We start from the raw sequence: 16524 nt of genomic DNA on the forward strand, positions 1-16524 counted from the left end.
TCTCAGGGTAGTGAATACTTTCGTGAGGCCAGACTACCCTGACCCGATACTTTTTAAGGGCCACGCATGAACTCGATCCTCATTTGCAGCACCCCAGTGCACGGCCACGTTACGCCGCTGCTCGCCGTCTCGCGGCATCTCGCGCAGCAAGGCCACCGGGTGCGCTTCATGACCGGGCGTCGCTACGCAGACGCCGTGCGCAGTACCGGCGCAGAGTTCGTTGCACTGCCAGACGAAGCAGACTTCGACGACAGTGACATGAATGCTGCCTTCCCTGGCAAGGCGGGAAAGTCTGGGGTCGCCGGGATCCGCTGGGACGTGAGCAACATCTTCTTGAAGCCTGCGCCGGCTCAAATCCGTGCGGTCGATGAGGCGATCAAGCAGGAACAGGTTGATGTGATCCTCATCGAGAACATGTTCATCGGCGCGGTCGGGCTCCTGGCGCGACCCCGCGAAGAGCGCCCTGCGATCGTGAACCTCGGGATCATCCCGCTCGGCGTGGAGAGCGTCGATACGGCACCGTTTGGGCTCGGGATCCTCCCCAAGCCCGGCGTGCTCGGGCGGATCCGGAACGCAGCACTTGGCGTGCTCACGAAGAAACTCATCTTTGGTGGCGTGCAACGGCAGGCCGAGAAGATCATCTTGGATGCCACTGGGGAAAAGCTTGATGGGTTCTTCATGGCAGGCGCATCTCGGGCTGACGCGATCGTGCAGTTCACGGTTCCCGGGTTCGAGTACGATCGCAGCGACCTCCCTGACACCGTGCATTTTGTGGGCCCCATGTCGCGTGTCACGAAGAGCGACGGGGAGTTGCCCGAGTGGTGGTCAGAGCTCGACGGTTCTCGCCCGGTTGTGCACGTGAGTCAGGGCACGATCGCGAACACTGACTACGACGAGCTCATCACCCCAACCATTACGGCGCTCGCTGATGACGACGTACTCGTCGTCGTGAGCACGGGCGGGCGTCCGCTTTCGACACTGCCGTCGCCGCTTCCCGCGAACGTGCGGGCAGCCGAATACCTGCCACACGACCGACTGCTGCCGCTCACCGACGTGTACGTCAGTAACGGCGGCTACGGCGGCGTGCACTACGCCCTCGAACACGGGGTGCCCCTCGTTGTTGCGGGCATGACTGAGGACAAAGCCGAAGTCAGCGCCCGGGTTCAGTGGGCTGGTGTGGGTGTGAACCTCCGCACGAACAAGCCCACCCCTGACGCGGTCGGTGTTGCAGTGCGGCGGGTACTCGCTGATCCCAGCTATGCCGAACGCAGCCGAGCGCTCGGCAAAGAAATCGCCGCATCGAGCGGGCTCGCCGGGCTCGAAGCTGTCCTCGAGACACTCACGCCGAAACTGGTGTCTGAATGAGTGCGATCAGGGGTGCGCAGCCGAGCTTGGTGGCACACAACCCACCCAGCGTTGGATCTGCTGCCGGCCCCGCTACGCATTTCGCCTACGCCACTGAACAGTCACAAAGATCAAGGACGCAGACCCAGTGAACACCGCCACACCACGCACGTTCACCACGAAGTTGTTTCGCGCACCGGTCATGGTGGCGCTGGTAGCACTGATCGCCTCGGTCGGTCTCGTATTCACAGCGGCCCCAGCACACGCAGCCACTGTCGACGACACCCAAAACGGAATCAGCTACTCCGCCGATAACACCAATGTTTCAGCCGGGGCAACCGTCACCGACTACGACACGGGTGCCGGAGCAGTTGTCGACATCCCCGAGACGGTCACCATTGACAGCACCACGTATGACGTCACCAGAGTCAAGGCCTGGGCGTTCTCCAACAACCTACTGACGTCGGTAACGATCCCCGATTCAGTCACCACAATCGGCCACGAGGCGTTCTTCAGTAACCGACTGACGTCGGTGACGATCCCCGATTCAGTCACCACAATCGGCCTCCAGGCGTTCGCCAATAACCTACTGACGTCGGTGACGATCCCCGATTCAGTCACCACAATCAGCGTGGGGGCGTTCTACGTCAACCTGCTGACGTCGGTGACGATCCCCGATTCAGTCACCACAATCGGCAGCGCGGCGTTCTTCGGTAACCCTTCTCTCGCCGAGATGCGGTTCACTGGCCCGACGCCCACATTGATTGCGGGCGCTGCTGACTGGTTGGGGGACCCGGCGGAGGTCAAGGTGTACTACCCGAAGGCTCACGAATCAGTCGAGAGTGGTCCCGGATACACCACCCCTAAGTGGTACGGCTACAACACCTACCCCTATTTCACGGTTTCGTTCGACGCGAATGGTGGCGACGGCACAATGCCGCCCCAGGAGAATGCCGCTGCCCCCATAGCGATTACGCCAAATAGCTTCACCCGTGCCGGGTACACCTTTGCCGGTTGGAACACCACCACGAATAACACCGGCACCTCATACGAGGAAGGTGGAGTGTACGGCTCGGTGCTCCAATCTGACCTCACCCTGTACGCAATATGGGCGCTCAGTGACTACGCGATCACGTATGACCTTGACGGCGGTGTTGCCGGTACACCAGCGAACCCGGCAACATACTCGATCACGTCCGATGCGGTGACCCTCACCGACCCCACCCGCGAGGGATACACCTTCACTGGTTGGGAAGGCACCGACCTTACCGAACCGACTTCGCCGGTGACTATCGCAACGGGATCTACTGGTGACCTCTCCTATACCGCGGTCTGGGCGGTCAATGACTACGCGATCGAGTACGACCTTGACGACGGTGTTGCGGGGACCCCGGGGAATCCGACAACGTACTCGATCACGTCCGACCCGATGACCCTCACCAACCCCACCCGGGAGGGATACACCTTCACTGGTTGGGAAGGCACCGACCTCACCGAACCGACTTCGCCGGTGACTATCGCAACGGGTTCTACTGGTGACCGCTCCTACACCGCGACCTGGGTGGTCAGCGACTACACGATCACCTATGACCTCGATGGTGGTGTTGCGGGTACTCCGGCAAACCCGGCAACGTACTCGATCACGTCCGACCCGATGACCCTCACCAACCCCACCCGGGAGGGATACACCTTCACTGGTTGGGAAGGCACCGACCTCACCGAACCGACTTCGCCGGTGACTATCGCAACGGGTTCTACTGGTGACCGCTCCTACACCGCGACCTGGGTGGTCAGCGACTACACGATCACCTATGACCTCGATGGTGGTGTTGCGGGTACTCCGGCAAACCCGGCAACGTACTCGATCACGTCCGACCCGATGACCCTCACCAACCCCACCCGCGAGGGATACACCTTCACTGGTTGGGAAGGCACCGACCTCACCGAACCGACTTCGCCGGTGACTATCGCAACGGGATCAACAGGTGACCGCTCCTACACCGTGACCTGGGCGGTCAATGACTACACGATCACCTATGACTTTGGTGGCGGTGTTGCCGGCACTCCAGCGAACCCGGCAACATACTCGATCACGTCCGATGCGGTGACTCTCGCCAATCCCACCCGCGAGGGATACACCTTCACTGGTTGGGAAGGCACCGGCCTGACGGAACTGACTCCGTCAGTGACGATCGCTACGGGTTCAACTGGCGACCGCTCCTACACTGCGGTCTGGGCGGTCAATGACTACGCGATCGCGTATGACTTTGACGGTGGTGTCGCAGGGACCCCGGCAAACCCGGCAACGTATTCGGTCACGTCGGACCCGATAAGCCTCACCAATCCCACCCGCGAGGGATACACCTTCACTGGTTGGGAAGGCACCGACCTCGCTGACCCAACCCCCTCGGTAACGATCGCTACGGGTTCAACAGGTGACCGCGCCTACACCGCGGTCTGGGCGGTCAATGACTACACGATCACCTATGACTTCGATGGTGGTGTTGCCGGCACTCCGGCAAACCCTGCAACGTACTCGATCACGTCGGACGCGGTGGCCCTCACGAATCCCACCCGCGACGGATACAGGTTCACTGGTTGGGAGGGGACCGGTCTCACTGAGCCGACTTCGTCGGTGACCATCGCTACGGGGTCTACAGGTGACCGCGCCTATACAGCGATCTGGGTGGTCAGCGACTACACGATCACCTATGACCTCGATGGTGGTGTTGCCGGTACTCCGGCGAACCCTGCAACGTACTCGATCACGTCGGACGCGGTGACCCTCACGAATCCCACCCGCGAGGGGTACACGTTCACTGGTTGGGAGGGGACCGGTCTCACTGAGCCGACTTCGTCGGTGACCATCGCTACGGAATCTATGGGTGACCGGACGTATACCGCGACCTGGGCCCTCATCCCAGTCAAAGACCCCTCCGGGGCCACGCCGCCGAAAGCCCCTGCAACAGCGCCAACTCCTGGAGCGCTAGCCATGACAGGTAGCGACTTAGGCTGGGGGTTGCTCGCAGGAGTCGCCGCGTTGCTCGTGGGCGCTGCAATCATGATTCTCGGCACGCGACGACGCGACACGTAACCTCACGGGCACACCGCGGCTCTGCCCCAGCACAGCCTGAGGCAGAGCCGCGGTGCAGAGCCGCACTGTAGGGCGGCCACATGATGTGCGGCGCACGTAGTCCTCGTGCGTGAATCAACCAGGAAAAGCACTCCCAAGCAGAGCGCCCGCGCCTGTTCAAAAGCGTCCGCGTCCAACCCTTGCCGCCGGACCCATGCACCTGTACTACGAAGATGGCGCATCACTGACTCGCGATGCAACCCCACCTCAAGACCGACCTGGCGGGCACTCATTCCGGCCTCATGCAACTCGACCATTTGAACGACGATTTCTAGGGTGACAGAGGTTTGAACCCTCCCAACCGACTCAATGACTCGTCTTCGAGAGTCTGAAATAGGCGTCCGTGCACCTACCTTACGTACCATCGGTATCCCCGAACTCGCGAGTGAAATCAACGATTTCAATGCACGTGACGAGCTTCGAACGTCATCCAGCCAGGACACCACAAAGATCATCCATTGCGCAGCGTGGGATCACCCGTTGCGTAGTGCCTGCACGGCGTCGTCAGCTCGCCAGAACTCGCCGATGAGGCGGAAGGCACCGGTCGCAAGGTGCAAGCGCTCGGCGCGGTAGCGCAGCCCGTGGGGATCTGCGACCAGCCGCAGGTGGCCCTTGATGCTGCCCGCCGCGTCTTGCACGCGCCAGAGATGATCCGATGCACGGACAAGCTGTTCGCGCTTCGAAGAGAGATGGGGTGTCGCGTACGGCACCTCGGGCAGGTGTTGAGTCAGTGTGTCGGACATCGGGTTCTCCTTTCGTCTCGAACATATGACCGACCTCCGACATTGTCCGGGCTCGGGGGCTGCGTCCTTTCCTGCACTGACCAGCAGATTGGGTGACTTCTCCACTGAACGTGGTTTTCGGGCCCCGGACAGGCCGTCGCAGAGAGCACGCTGTTGTGATCCGGGCGCGTCCCGGGCAAACAGAGGAGACCGAAATGAACGACACAGTGACGATCCTTGGCCGTGTGGGCGCAGATCCGAACCGGAGTGCGACGAGCGTCGGAGATTCGATCGTGAATTTTCGTGTTGCCAGCCCGCAGAGCAGGTACGACGCGAAGTCGCAATCATGGATCGAGACCGGCACCAACTGGTACAACGTCTCCGCGTTCCGCCAGCTCGCCGACCACGCGAAGGCCTCCCTGCGCCAAGGCGATGGCGTGATCGTGACCGGCCGGCTCAAGCTTCGCGAGTGGGAGAGCGGCGGACGTAAGGGGATGAGCGCAGATATCGACGCCGAGGCCATCGGGCATGACCTGCGCTGGGGTGCGAGTGCCTATATCAAGGCGAACAGTGCGACGCCCGCGTCGCGGCCCGTGCCGAACGAGAACGCCCTCCCACCCGCTGACGATTCCTCGTCCGACGAGCCAGGCGGCCCCGACGAGTCAGCCACAGCAGCCTTAGAGGGGGCAGAGGGCGTAGAAGGGGCAGAGGGAGCCGAGGCTGAAGAAGGCGCAGACCATGAAGAGTCGGAGATGGCATTCTCAGGCGATTCATGGACGTCACGCCAGTGAATTCGTGGTGAAGTTCCGGCCGGTCCTGGCGCCGGCGAGCGGCGCCTGGGAAGGGATGACGGGGTGCGCCCCTAAGATCGGAGCGTGCCCCGTCGAATCCTCACCGCCCGCCGTCGCTCCGTCATCGCCACATCGATGCTGTTGGCCGGACTCGCGCTGGCCGCATGTACATCCGAGGCCACGCCGGAGCCCGAGGACACCACGACCAGCGCTCCTGCGCCAACCGCGTCGTCGACGCCCGAGGGCCCTACCTTTCATATCGACGGCACCGCTGAAGACAACCTTCCGATCTTCACTGCGGTTGTTGAACAGGTCTCGGCGTCGCCGGAGAACGCCGCTGGCCGGGCATACATCGACGCCCTCGTCGCAGCAGGGTTTGACCGGGCCGGTATGCAGGTCACTCAGGATGCAACAACGGTGGGGAACCCTGCCGAGAGTCTGCAGTTCTCGGTGCGCTGGGGCGACGACCTCTGCCTCATCGGGCAGGTCGGTCCGTCGACCGGTGCACCGGTCACCGCGATCATGGATCAGCTTGCCGAAGGGCGTTGCCTCATCGGCAACACGCGCTCGATCGACTGGTGAGTCACAGCCGCTCGATCGGGATCGTTGGCGGCTGGGATCGTCGGTGCGTCACGCTCTGACTGTCGGGTGAGTGCTGCGCCGTTCCCGGGTAGGCTGGAGGGAGACTTTCGTGCGGTATTTGTGGCACAGCATCCGATCCAATTCTGACCAGTAAAGGTGTTCAACGGCATGGCAGAGTACATCTACTCGATGGTTCGTGCACGTAAGGCCGTGGGCGAGAAGCTCATCCTTGACGACGTGACGATGTCCTTCCTCCCCGGAGCGAAGATCGGTATGGTCGGCCCGAACGGTGCCGGTAAGTCGACGATCCTCAAGATCATGGCAGGCCTCGACATCCCGTCAAACGGTGAAGCCAAGCTCTCCCCGGGGTTCACTGTCGGCATTCTGTTGCAGGAGCCCGAGCTCGACGAATCGAAGACTGTCCTGGAGAACATCCAGGAGGGCGTCGCGATCAAGGCCAAGCTCGACCGCTTCAACGAGATTTCTGCAGCGATGGCCGATCCGGATGCGGACTTTGACACGCTCCTCGCTGAGATGGGTGTGCTGCAGGAAGAGATCGACGCCGCTGATGGCTGGGACCTCGACTCCCAGCTTGAACAGGCCATGGATGCTCTTCGCACTCCTCCTGGAGATGCTGAGATCGCTCCTCTCTCTGGTGGTGAGCGTCGCCGGGTCGCTCTCGCCAAGCTGCTGCTGCAGAAGCCTGACCTGCTGCTGCTTGACGAGCCCACCAACCACCTTGACGCCGAGAGTGTGCTCTGGCTGGAGCAGCACCTGAAGGACTACAAGGGTGCCGTCATCGCGGTCACTCACGATCGGTACTTCCTCGACAATGTCGCAGAGTGGATCGCCGAGGTCGACCGTGGCCGTCTGATCGGCTACGAGGGCAACTACTCGACTTACCTGGAGAAGAAGGCGGAGCGCCTCAACATCCAGGGCAAGAAGGACCAGAAGCTCGCGAAGCGACTCAAGGACGAACTCGAGTGGGTACGCTCGAGCGCCAAGGGACGTCAGACGAAGTCGAAGGCGCGTTTGGCTCGCTACGAAGAGATGGCCACGGAGGCGGAGCGGACTCGGAAGCTTGACTTCGAGGAGATTCAGATCCCCGCCGGTCCTCGCCTCGGCAGCCTCGTGATCGAAGCGAAGAACCTCAAGAAGGGCTTCGGCGATCGCACGCTCATCGAAGGCCTGAGTTTCAACCTGCCTCCGAACGGCATCATTGGAATCATCGGCGCCAACGGCGTCGGTAAGACCACGCTGTTCAAATCGATCGTTGGTCTCGAGTCGATCGACAGCGGCGAACTCAAGATCGGTGAGACGGTCAAGATCAGCTACGTCGACCAGTCACGCTCAAACATCGACCCGGACAAGACGCTGTGGGAGGTCGTCTCAGACGGTCTCGACATCATGATGGTCGGAAAGGTTGAAATTCCTTCCCGCGCGTATGTCTCCAAGTTCGGGTTCAAGGGCCCTGACCAGCAGAAGAAAGCCGGCGTGCTCTCCGGTGGTGAGCGCAACCGCTTGAACCTGGCGCTGACGCTGAAGGAGGGTGGCAACCTGCTACTGCTCGACGAGCCCACCAACGACCTTGACGTCGAAACCCTGAGCTCGCTCGAGAACGCTCTGCTTGAGTTCCCCGGCTGCGCCGTGGTCATCACTCACGACCGGTGGTTCCTCGACCGCATCGCCACGCACATCCTCGCGTACGAGGGCACGGACGAGAATCCGGCACAGTGGCACTGGTTCGAGGGCAACTTCGAATCGTACGAGAAGAACAAGATCGACCGCCTTGGTGCCGACGCCGCGAACCCGCACCGTTCGACGCACCGCAAGCTGACGCGTGACTGATACGCCCAACGAGGCGGGCGTTTCGACAGTGTCGGCGCCCGCCTCGCGCATCTCCATTCCGATCCAGCTGCGCTGGGGTGATCTTGACGCCTACAACCACGTCAACAACACCTCGATGCTCAAGCTCCTGGAAGAAGCGCGCGTGCGGGCCTTCTGGGCGCCGGATGAGGGCGAAGAAGCACCCCCCACCGCCGTGTTGCAGGCCGGGATCGCGTCGGGCACGCTGTCGCTTATTGCACGCCAGGAGATCGAGTATCTGGCGCCGGTGCCATACCAGCGCCGCCCGCTCGACGTGCAGCTGTGGTTCGGCAAGATCGGCGGCTCCAGTGTCGACGTCTGCTACGAGGTGTTCAACGACCCTGCGAACGCGACACGAGTGCTGTACGCGCGCTCAACGGCCGTGCTTGTGCTCGTCAATGCCGATACCGGACGCCCGACCCGCGTGACTGCAGAGATGCGCGAGGCGTGGGCGCCGTACATCGACAAGCCGAACACTTACGCACACCGCTGAGACTGGTGTGCGAAGCCCGCGCTAATCCGCGTCCGGCACCCGGATCATGATCTCCTGCGCGACACTGGCCGCGAGTGCGCCCTCCCGTGTGTAGACGCGTCCAGTGGCGAGTCCCCGACCACCTCGGGCGTTCGGCGATTCCTGCACGTAGAGCAGCCACTCGTCCACGCGGGCGGCGCGATGCCACCACATTGCGTGGTCGAGGCTTGCCACCTTCAGCCCCTGCGTCGCCCACGACACACCATGCGCGCGCAGGATCGACTCCTGGATCGTCATGTCGCTGAGATACGCGAGAACGGCACGGTGGAGCCTCGGATCATCTGGCATCGGGGCGCGCAAGCGCATCCAGACGGCCTGCTGTGCGGAACGGCTTCCGTCCACGGAGAGGTAGACCGGCTCGTCCAAATGACGGATCTCGACGGGCCGCTCAGCCAGCATCTGACCCATTCCGGCTCCCAGTACAGCGGCGAATCGTTCGTCAGAGTCGAGTTGCTCGGGGCCCGGTATGTCCTCTGGCATTGGTGCTGCGTGCTCGATTCCCGGCGCTTCGTCTTGAAACGACGCGATCATCGAGAAGATCGGGACACCATTTTGGTATGCCTGTGACCGACGGGTCGAGAAGGATCTTCCGTCATGAATACGGTCGACAGCAATCGTCACTCCACGTGTGGCATCGCCTGGTCGCAAAAAGTACCCGTGCATCGAGTGCACCGCCCGGTCCTCTGGCATGGTCCGTTCTGCCGCGATCAGCGACTGACCGAGCACCTGTCCGCCATAGATCCGCCCGGTCGGCATGCTCTGCGACTTTCCGGTGAAGATGTCTTCTTCCGTGCGTGCGCTGCTCTCATCGAGATCCAGCACGTCGATCAGATTGTCAACGGATGCCTGAGCCTGTGCGTCTACGTTCATGGCGCTCCTCCCGCGACCATCGATCGCATCGTTGATAGTTTAGAACGCGTGCACCAACGCCTTGTCCTCGCCGATTCCGATACCGCTCGAGATGTTCTCACCTTCGTCGGACGTACGGCACTGATTTCGGATGAGGGCGTGCGGCTGCAGGGCGCTGGCGGCGTCCTCGCGCTGACAGCCGCTGCGCTGGCACCGCAAGGACTGTTCGATCAGACACCGACCATTCTCGCGATGCGCGTCGTTCGTGCTGACCCCGATCTCGAATGCGACATCGTGATCGACGCGCTGACTGCGGACGATGACGAGCGGATGCTCCGACTTCCTGACACCGGGCTGTCACCCGCCTGGGCGGGCGTGGCGCCGCCTCGCGGCGGCTGGGAGCGCACGGGCACACTGGAGGCCGCGACAGTGGCACAGCGCGCGCAGTGGGGGATCTCTGCGGTTGCGCGCGGAGCTACTCCCGGCGCGGGTGAAGAAGCGGTACGCGCACTCAGAGCTGCGATCTGGGGGGAGCCGGATGAAGATCTTGCGGGCCTGCCGCGTGGGGTGGCTTTCGCCGCGCACGCCTTCGGCTTTATCTCCGGCGAAGAGGACGTCGCCGTGACTACATCTGGCCGGTGGACGCGCCTGGCCTTTAGCCGCGGACATGTGCTGGCCCGCGGGCCCATGGTCAGCGGTCTGACCGCGGTGCGCGGAACCGGAACACTCGCCTAGAGGTCTCAGCGCGCTGCAGCGCGCCCTGCTTGCCTGCCGGAGAAAAGGCATCCGCCGAGGAAAGTGCCCTCCAACGCGCGGTATCCGTGCACACCTCCACCGCCGAAACCGCTCGCCTCACCGGCGGCGTAAAGGCCCGGAATCACAGTGCCATCGACGTTGAGTGCACGCCCATCGAGGTCTGTCTTGATGCCGCCCAGAGATTTGCGGGTCAATACGTGCAGCTTCACCGCGATCATCGGACCTGCCGACGGATCCTGCAGACGATGGGGAGCCGCGGTACGGATGAGCTTGTCGCCGCGATAGCCGCGCATCGAACGCAGCATCCCGATCTGAGCGTCCTTCGTAAAGTCATTCTCGATCTCGCGATCTCGCGCGACGACCTCTCGTCGGACCGCGTCGATGTCAAGTACCTCGCCGCCGTCATGTTGTTGCATCTGCGCGAGCAGGCTTTCCAGATCGTTCTCGACGATGAAGTCTTCGCCCTCGTCGAGAAACGCCTGCACCGGTCCTGTCGGACCCTTCGCCAGCCGTGACTTGAGTAGCAGGCGTACATCCTTGCCGGTGAGGTCTGGATTCTGCTCGCTACCCGACAGCGCGAACTCCTTCTCGACGATGTGTCGAGAAGTGACGAACCACGAGTGATCGTGCCCGGTCGCACGGAGGTGTTCAAGGGTTCCCAAAGTGTCGAATCCGGGGAACAGCGGGACAGGCAACCGCTTGCCCGTCGCATCCAGCCAGAGAGACGAAGGACCAGGAAGAATACGGATGCCGTGAGCCGGCCACACCGGATCCCAATTGGTGATGCCCTCGACGTAGTGCCACATGCGGTCACCGTTGATCAGATGCGCGCCAGCAGCTTCCGAGACGGCGTGCATCGAGCCATCGACGTATGCAGGCACGCCGGTGAGCATACGTGCGGGCGGGGTGCCCAGCCGTTTTGGCCAGGCCGCGCGTACAAGGTCATGGTTTCCACCGATGCCGCCCGAGGAGACGATCGTTGCAGCAGCCGAGATCTCGAAGTCGCCCACCACCTCGCGGGAGGAGGGCACCGCGCGCTCCGCTGAACTGTTGGCGAGTCGTTCGCCCCGTGCGCCAACGACCGCGCCATTGCTGACCACAAGTTCCGTCACCCGATGCCGGGGGAGGATTGTCAGTGTTCCGGCGTCCTCAGCCTTGTGCACGGCATCAGCGAAAGGCGCGACGATGCCAGGACCGGTACCCCAGGTGATGTGGAATCGCGGCACCGAGTTACCCGGCCCGATCGCACCGTAACCGCCGCGCTCCGCCCAGCCGACCACGGGGAAGAACCCGACGCCGCGTTCACGCAGCCATGCGCGCTTCTCGCCTGCCGCGAACTGCAGATAGGCCTCTGCCCATTTGCGTGGCCAGTGGTCTTCCGCGCGGTCAAACGCCGCGTTGCCGAACCAATCCTGGGTGGCAAGCTCCAGAGAATCTTTGATGCCGAGGCGTCGTTGCTCGGGGGAGTCGATGAAGAACAGGCCACCGAACGACCACCAGGCCTGTCCTCCGAGGTTCGAGCGCGGCTCTTGATCGATCAGGATCACACGCTTGCCTGAGGCGGCGGCTTCGGATGCGGCGACAAGCCCGGCCAGCCCCCATCCGATCACTAGGACGTCTGTGGATAGGGGCGTAGTCGTCATGTGTTCTCCGTTGAATCCTGACTGCTGCTGCGGGTCTCGAGTGTCGGCCGGCCCGCCGGTGCGGGACCGATGCCTGACGACTCCATGGTGTTCACCATTGCATATGCTGCCCGCTCCAGGTAGTCCCAGAGTGTGGCATCGTGCAGCGGTGACAGCCGCACTTCATCCAATGACGTGCGCATGCAGCGCAGCCAACGCTCGCGCGCATCCGGGTTGACATGGAAAGGCTGATGGCGCATGCGCAGTCGGGGGTGCCCACGACGCTCGCTATACGTTGACGGACCTCCCCAGTACTGAACCAAGAACAGCGTGAACCGCTCAGCTGCGGGGCCGAGATCCTCTTCCGGATACATCGGCTTCAGCACGGGGTCCAGGGCCACCTCGCGGTAGAAGCCGTCCACGATCCGCTCGAACGTGGCGTAGCCGCCGACCTCGTCATAGAACGTCATTCGGTGTCCTTCGGTGATTCGGGCTTCGGCGATTGCGGGTCCGGATCCTTCTTGCGCCAGATACCGCGTGATACCGCGGGAACACCGGTCACCGCGTTCGGGCGAGTCGTCGGAGGATTCGCCCCACGCACGCGGCGCGCGCCCTCAGGGCCCGTGGGGACGACGGATTCGAGGCTTGGCAGGGCGAGTCCCATATCCTCGACTGCGTTCTTGAGGCGCATGCGCAGTTCGCGTGCGACATCGTCCTTCGCATTAGCGCGGGTCTTCAGAACGACACGGATGACAATTGCTTCACCCGAGACTGATTCCAAGCCCCATACTTCGGGACGCTCAATGATGCGCGTGCGCCACCTTGGTTCCTTGGACAGGCCATCGGCGGCGGCGAGCAACGACTTCTCCACCTCTGGCACATCGGCGTCGACGGGCACACCGAGGTCGATGATCGCGCGCGCCCAGCCCTGCGACATGTTGCCGATGCGGAGAATCTCGCCGTTGCGCACATACCAAAGCGTGCCGTTGACATCGCGCACCTGGGTGACGCGTACACTCACGTGCTCGACGACGCCGCTGGCGAGCCCGGTATCCACTACATCGCCGATGCCGATCTGGTCTTCGGCGACGATGAACAGGCCGTTCAGTACGTCCTTGACAATGTTCTGCGCGCCGAAGCCGAGTCCAGCGCCGACGGCTGCGGTCAGCAGCGTGAGTGAGCTGAGCAGTCCAGGCGAGAGGATCAATACGATCAGCAGCAGCGCAATCACGACGATCACGACGTTGATGATGTTCTGCAGGATCGATCCGAGGGTCCTCGTGCGCTGGATCAGACGCATGTCCGCGAGGGGTGAGCGCTCCAACGCCTGTGTGTCTTCGACATTTGCCTTGGACTTCGCGCCGTTGACGATCCGCCCGACGACTCGCCGGATGACGATGCGCAGTACGAACGCGATGACGAGCGCGGCGGCGATGACGATCGCGACGTGGAGTGCGGTCAGTCCAACATCACGGAGAACGGCGAGGAACCCGGTCAAAACCGTATCGACTTCCGGAGGGAGCGGATCGGCCGGAGCATCGGAGGAATCAAACGGAGGGTTCAGCACCCTCTGATCCTACTGAGCGGGCCTCTGCGCTGGCTGGAAAGCGCAGCGGCAGATGCCCGCTCGGGAGTGGCCCGATCGGTAACGGGGCAGTTCAGTCGTCAGACTCGTCTTCCTCAGCATCGCGCGCCTGCGCCGCGAGCGCGCGCTCGACATCGGCCAGCCCCTCGCTTACCAGGCGGCGCAGTGCCGGTGCGGCATCCGTATTGGCGGAGAGCCATGCCCGCGTCGCATCGCGGAGCTCTGTATTGGCCAGCGACGTCGGGTAGAGGCCGACGATGAGGTAACTTGCGATCTGGTAGGTACGGGACTCCCACACCGGCAGGAGCATGTCGAAGTAGCTCTGCACGAAGTCGCCGAGCACGCCTGCGCTGTTCGGGTGTACGAAGCCGAGAGCGGCAGAACGCACGATCGTGTTCGGTGCATCGTCCTTCTCGACAAGCGTTTCCCAGGCGATCCGCTTGTCAGCGACCGATGGCAGCGCCGCGCGCGCCTGAGCGGCAAACTCCGCGCCCTTGGACGTGTTGTCTCCGGCGAGTGCGGCGTCGATAGAAGCGGCATCCGTCGCGCCAATCGACGCGAGTCCGACGAGTAGCTGCCAGGAGAGGTCGGTGTCGATCTCGAGCCCGGGCAGAGTCTCCTCGCCGGAGCGAAGCCGACCGATGATGCCGGCATGCTCCGTATCCACCAACGTGCTGGAGAACGCGGTAACGAACTGCAGCTGATTGTCGCTGCCGGCCTGGGCACTGTGAGCGAGGTCCCACAGACCATCAGCGATCTTCCGGCGCGCTGCGTCCCTGTCTGCGGGCGTCACATACAACGTCGCTGCAGTGCGCAGCTGTGCGAGCGTGGTGCGTACCGTGGTCGACTCGGTCTCGCGGCCGATGTTGCCGAGAACCAGATCCAGATAGTCGGATGCAGGGCTTTCGGCGTCGCGAGTCTGATCCCAGGCCGCACCCCAGATGAGCGAACGCGCGAGCGGGTCCGTGATGTCGCCGAGGTGCGCGATGGCGGTGGCCAGTGAACGCTCGTCGAGGCGGATCTTCGTGTACGCGAGGTCGTTGTCATTGAGCAGCACCAGATCGGGGCGCTTCTGACCCTGGAGTTCCGGAACCTCTGTGCGGTCGCCGTCTACGTCGATCTCGACATAGTGCGTGCGGGTGAGCGAGCCATCAGCGAGCGTGTAGAAGCCAACGCCGAGGCGGTGCGGGCGAATCGTCGGGTAGTCAGCGGGGGCGGTCTGCGTGATGGCGAAGCGGGAGATCACACCATCCGCTCCTTCGGCGATGACGGGAGAGAGCGTGTTCACTCCTGAAGTTTCGAGCCACTTCTTGGACCACGCGCTGAGGTCGCGGCCGCTGGTGGCCTCGAGTTCGGTGAGCAGGTCGGTGACCTCGGTGTTGCCCCACGCGTGCTTCTGGAAGTACTGGCCGACTCCGGCGAAGAAGGCGTCGATCCCGACCCAAGCAGCGAGCTGCTTGAGCACCGACCCACCCTTGGCATAGGTGATGCCGTCGAAGTTGACGTACACATCCTCCAGATCATTGATCTCGGCGACGATCGGATGTGTGGAGGGAAGCTGATCCTGGCGGTATGCCCAGGACTTCCCCGAGGAGTTGAACGTCGTCCACGCCTCGGTCCACTCGGTGGCCTCGGCCGTTGCGATCGTCGATGCCCATTCGGCAAACGACTCGTTCAACCAGAGGTCGTTCCACCACCTCATGGTGACGAGATCGCCGAACCACATGTGTGCCAGTTCGTGCAGGATCGTGACGACGCGACGTTCCTTGACGGCGTCCGTCACCTTGCTGCGGAAGACATAGGTTTCGGTGAACGTGACTGCGCCCGCGTTCTCCATGGCGCCGGCGTTGAACTCCGGCACGAAGAGCTGGTCGTACTTGGCGAAGGGGTACGGCACGCCGAACTTCGACTCGAAGTACGCGAAGCCCTCGCGCGTCTTGTCGAAGAGGTAGTCGGCATCGACGTGCTGCCAGAGGCTCTTGCGGCCGTACACGCCGAGCGGAATAACACGTCCGTCAGTGCTGGTGAGTTCGGAGAACGTCGATTCGTACGGGCCCGCGACGATGGCCGTGATGTACGAGGAGATGCGAGGCGTTGCTTCGAACCCCCAGGTCGCGGTGTCATTCGCGTCGTGCTTGATCGGCTCGGGGGCAGGGGAGTTGGAGATGACCTGCCATGCCGCGGGGACTGTCACAGTGAACTGGAAGGTGGCCTTCAGGTCGGGCTGTTCGAACACCGCGAACACGCGGCGGGAATCAGGAACCTCGAACTGCGAGTAAAGGTAGACCTCACCGTCCACCGGGTCAACGAAGCGGTGCAGTCCTTCGCCGGTGTTCGTGTAGGCGCAGTCAGCGTCGACGACGAGGACGTTCTCTTCCTGAAGGTTCGTCAGCGTTATGCGAGAGTCAGCAAACACCTCGTTCGGGTCAAGCTGCTCCCCATTGAGGGAGATCTCACGCACGTCGCGTGCGATCAGATCGATGAATGTGAAGCTTTCCGCCTTTGCGGTGAAGCGGACGACGCTGCGAGAACCGAAGATTTCGGCGCCCTTCGTCAGATCGAGCGAGATCTCATACGACTGTGTGTCGATGAGAGTTCGGCGCTCCTGCGCTTCAATACGGGTGAGGTTCTCTCCAGGCACAGCTGTTTCTCCCAGGGGTTCGGGGGCGCTACCCAGGCTCGACGCGGCTGGCGTCGACGGCAACCATGACAGCCTACGCCAGGACCGCACTCGGGCGACCG

The 16524-nt window shown here is 62.8% G+C and carries 13 protein-coding genes; 7 read left to right on the plus strand and 6 right to left on the minus strand.

Annotated features, from left to right (window positions below; genetic code table 11):
- The first annotated feature begins 66 nt into the window (after window positions 1-66).
- The gene (locus ACSU04_RS01185; RefSeq protein ID WP_439288168.1) at window positions 67-1365 is read left to right on the plus strand and encodes a glycosyltransferase; all 1299 of its coding nucleotides are present in this window, start codon (window positions 67-69) and stop codon (window positions 1363-1365) included.
- 127 nt (window positions 1366-1492) lie between these two features.
- Window positions 1493-4438: an InlB B-repeat-containing protein gene (locus ACSU04_RS01190; protein ID WP_439288169.1), complete on the plus strand. Its 2946-nt coding sequence runs from the start codon at window positions 1493-1495 to the stop codon at window positions 4436-4438.
- 512 nt (window positions 4439-4950) lie between these two features.
- On the opposite strand, the gene ACSU04_RS01195 is transcribed toward ACSU04_RS01190, so the two are convergent.
- Entirely contained in the window at window positions 4951-5220 is a 270-nt protein-coding gene (locus tag ACSU04_RS01195; protein ID WP_439288170.1) for a hypothetical protein, read from the minus strand.
- A gap of 194 nt (window positions 5221-5414) precedes the next feature.
- Here ACSU04_RS01195 and ACSU04_RS01200 point away from each other — a divergent pair, with 194 nt between their 5' ends.
- The 4 genes from ACSU04_RS01200 (at window position 5415) to ACSU04_RS01215 (ending at window position 8931) form a co-directional block, all read left to right on the plus strand.
- Window positions 5415-5990, plus strand: a complete 576-nt coding sequence (locus ACSU04_RS01200; RefSeq protein WP_439288171.1) for a single-stranded DNA-binding protein — start codon at window positions 5415-5417, stop codon at window positions 5988-5990.
- A gap of 84 nt (window positions 5991-6074) precedes the next feature.
- Entirely contained in the window at window positions 6075-6572 is a 498-nt protein-coding gene (locus ACSU04_RS01205) for a DUF6993 domain-containing protein (RefSeq protein WP_439278064.1), read from the plus strand.
- Window positions 6573-6740: 168 nt separating this feature from the next.
- Window positions 6741-8420: an energy-dependent translational throttle protein EttA gene (ettA, locus tag ACSU04_RS01210; protein ID WP_439278065.1), complete on the plus strand. Its 1680-nt coding sequence runs from the start codon at window positions 6741-6743 to the stop codon at window positions 8418-8420.
- Window positions 8413-8931: an acyl-CoA thioesterase gene (locus ACSU04_RS01215; protein ID WP_439288172.1), complete on the plus strand. Its 519-nt coding sequence runs from the start codon at window positions 8413-8415 to the stop codon at window positions 8929-8931. The genes ettA and ACSU04_RS01215 overlap by 8 nt, the downstream gene beginning before the upstream one ends.
- A gap of 21 nt (window positions 8932-8952) precedes the next feature.
- On the opposite strand, the gene ACSU04_RS01220 is transcribed toward ACSU04_RS01215, so the two are convergent.
- Window positions 8953-9840 (minus strand): acyl-CoA thioesterase, encoded by an 888-nt coding sequence (locus ACSU04_RS01220; RefSeq protein WP_439278067.1) that lies wholly within the window; start codon window positions 9838-9840, stop codon window positions 8953-8955.
- 48 nt (window positions 9841-9888) lie between these two features.
- Here ACSU04_RS01220 and ACSU04_RS01225 point away from each other — a divergent pair, with 48 nt between their 5' ends.
- On the plus strand, window positions 9889-10554 hold the full coding sequence (locus ACSU04_RS01225; RefSeq protein ID WP_439278068.1) for a hypothetical protein: 666 nt from the start codon (window positions 9889-9891) through the stop codon (window positions 10552-10554).
- Window positions 10555-10559: 5 nt separating this feature from the next.
- Here ACSU04_RS01225 and ACSU04_RS01230 read toward each other — a convergent pair whose 3' ends face one another.
- The 4 genes from ACSU04_RS01230 to pepN all read right to left on the minus strand — a co-directional run bounded on the left by ACSU04_RS01230 (window position 10560) and on the right by pepN (window position 16423).
- On the minus strand, window positions 10560-12218 hold the full coding sequence (locus tag ACSU04_RS01230; RefSeq protein WP_439288173.1) for an FAD-binding dehydrogenase: 1659 nt from the start codon (window positions 12216-12218) through the stop codon (window positions 10560-10562).
- Complete coding sequence (locus tag ACSU04_RS01235; protein WP_439288174.1) at window positions 12215-12667, minus strand: globin; 453 nt, start codon at window positions 12665-12667, stop codon at window positions 12215-12217. Before ACSU04_RS01235 ends, ACSU04_RS01230 begins: the two co-directional genes overlap by 4 nt.
- Complete coding sequence (locus ACSU04_RS01240) at window positions 12664-13764, minus strand: mechanosensitive ion channel family protein (RefSeq protein ID WP_439288175.1); 1101 nt, start codon at window positions 13762-13764, stop codon at window positions 12664-12666. Before ACSU04_RS01240 ends, ACSU04_RS01235 begins: the two co-directional genes overlap by 4 nt.
- A 91-nt stretch (window positions 13765-13855) precedes the next feature.
- Window positions 13856-16423: an aminopeptidase N gene (pepN, locus tag ACSU04_RS01245; RefSeq protein ID WP_439288176.1), complete on the minus strand. Its 2568-nt coding sequence runs from the start codon at window positions 16421-16423 to the stop codon at window positions 13856-13858.
- Window positions 16424-16524: the final 101 nt, after the last annotated feature.

The sequence above is a fragment of the Microbacterium sp. A84 genome (assembly GCF_051842815.1).
In the GTDB taxonomy this organism is placed as follows: Bacteria; Actinomycetota; Actinomycetes; order Actinomycetales; family Microbacteriaceae; genus Microbacterium.

Coding starts and splice junctions, on each gene's coding strand:
- ACSU04_RS01195 (WP_439288170.1), bottom strand. CDS start 5,220: ATGTCCGACACACTGACTCAACACCTGCCCGAGGTGCCGTACGCGACA.
- ettA (WP_439278065.1), top strand. CDS start 6,741: ATGGCAGAGTACATCTACTCGATGGTTCGTGCACGTAAGGCCGTGGGC.
- ACSU04_RS01200 (WP_439288171.1), top strand. CDS start 5,415: ATGAACGACACAGTGACGATCCTTGGCCGTGTGGGCGCAGATCCGAAC.
- ACSU04_RS01230 (WP_439288173.1), bottom strand. CDS start 12,218: ATGACGACTACGCCCCTATCCACAGACGTCCTAGTGATCGGATGGGGG.
- ACSU04_RS01235 (WP_439288174.1), bottom strand. CDS start 12,667: ATGACGTTCTATGACGAGGTCGGCGGCTACGCCACGTTCGAGCGGATC.
- ACSU04_RS01220 (WP_439278067.1), bottom strand. CDS start 9,840: ATGAACGTAGACGCACAGGCTCAGGCATCCGTTGACAATCTGATCGAC.
- ACSU04_RS01185 (WP_439288168.1), top strand. CDS start 67: ATGAACTCGATCCTCATTTGCAGCACCCCAGTGCACGGCCACGTTACG.